The 1531-nt window shown below is 36.8% G+C and carries 1 protein-coding gene; it reads left to right on the top strand.

The features are described 5' to 3' along the window. Positions 1-167: 167 nt before the first annotated feature. Positions 168-1529 (top strand): IS4 family transposase, encoded by a 1362-nt coding sequence (locus tag DCC39_RS18850; RefSeq protein ID WP_116556403.1) that lies wholly within the window; start codon positions 168-170, stop codon positions 1527-1529. Positions 1530-1531: the final 2 nt, after the last annotated feature.

Raw genomic sequence — 1531 nt, 5'->3', positions numbered from 1 at the left:
ACTCAACTTTCGCACCTAGTAAAAATTAAAATATTCAAGTTCCTGTAAAGTTCATATCCGTTTAAGTATAGTGCTTGACTTTAAGAAAAAACATGAAAAACACCTCAACGTTTGGTATAGTTGATTTGCCTATAATCACTATTACCATACAGAAGAGGTGCCTCTATATGATAACGGATAATAATCAAAACAAGCAACTACCAAATGAATTAGCTTCAACTTTTAAAGAGTTAAATGTATTAAAACATTTAAGAAAAGCTGGTATAACCAAGTCTTTCGGCTTTTCTTGTGCTTATCTTTTCCAATTGATCTTTTGTTTGATCTTTGAAAACAAGAATTGGTTCAGAACACTTGAAAGTAAAAAATCGGCTGATTTTCCGGCTAAAGATGCGGTCTATCGTTTCTTGAATCAATCTACCTTTTCGTGGCGGAAATTTTTACTCTTCCTTAGTACTTACACAATTGGGAAGGTAACGAAACTAACGAGTCATAATCGCCCGAAAGTATTAATTTTAGATGATTCCTCGTATGAGAGAAACCGCAGTAAGTCTGTTGAATTACTAGCCCGTTGCTTTGACCATGCGTCCCAAAAAATGCGTTTCTATAAAGGGTTTCGCATGCTTACTCTTGGTTGGTCTGATGGCGCTACTTTCATCCCAGTGGACTTTTCTTTACTTAGCTCAAAGAAAAGTCAAATCAACGGTATATCCACGAAAATTGATAAGCGTAGCACAGGATACAGACGAAGAATAGAAGCACTACAAACGGCACCAGAACAAATACCTAATATGATTAAAAGAGCCATGAATGCTGGGATTGATGCCTCTTACGTATTGATGGATACTTGGTTCACCCATCAGCCTCTTATTAAGAACATTAAAGAACAGGGACTTGATGTAATAGGTATGGTCAAAAACCTGAGACAGCGCTATCTTGTTGACGGTAAAAGTATAAGTTTAGACCAACTTTATCGTTTGGCGAAGCCAGTAACCGGAAAGAAAGGCATTCTACGCTCAATTTATACAACACAAGCCAACGGAGTTCCCGTTAAGGTTGTATTTGTTCGCAACCGCAATAAAAAGAGTGACTGGCTAGCGATTTTGAGTACAGACTGCACGTTGAATGACCAAGAAATCATTCGTATTTATGGTATGCGATGGGATATTGAAGTCTTTTTCAAAACAACCAAATCCTTATTAAAGCTCCAAAAGGAATTTCAAGGTCGTTCGTACGATTCATTAGTTAGTCATACAACCATTGTCTTTGCAAGATATATAGTGCTTTCATGGCAAAATCGATATAGTATAGACCATCGCACATTGGGTGGTATGTTTTATGAACTTTGCGATGAAATCAGTGAACTTGATTGGGCTGTAGCTCTACAGCAATTAATTGAGCTTCTTGAAGATGCCTTAAAAAAGAGTAGTAAAAAGATACAAAAACTAATCAAAGGTCAACTACAACAATGGATTGCAGGCTTACCTAATTATATCAAGGTATATCTGCCTGTTTCAGTCTGCGAAAGTTGAGT

Source organism: Pueribacillus theae (genome assembly GCF_003097615.1).
GTDB classification, from domain to species: domain Bacteria; phylum Bacillota; class Bacilli; order Bacillales; family UBA6769; genus Pueribacillus; species Pueribacillus theae.
This window is presented reverse-complemented; position numbering and strand designations above follow the sequence as displayed.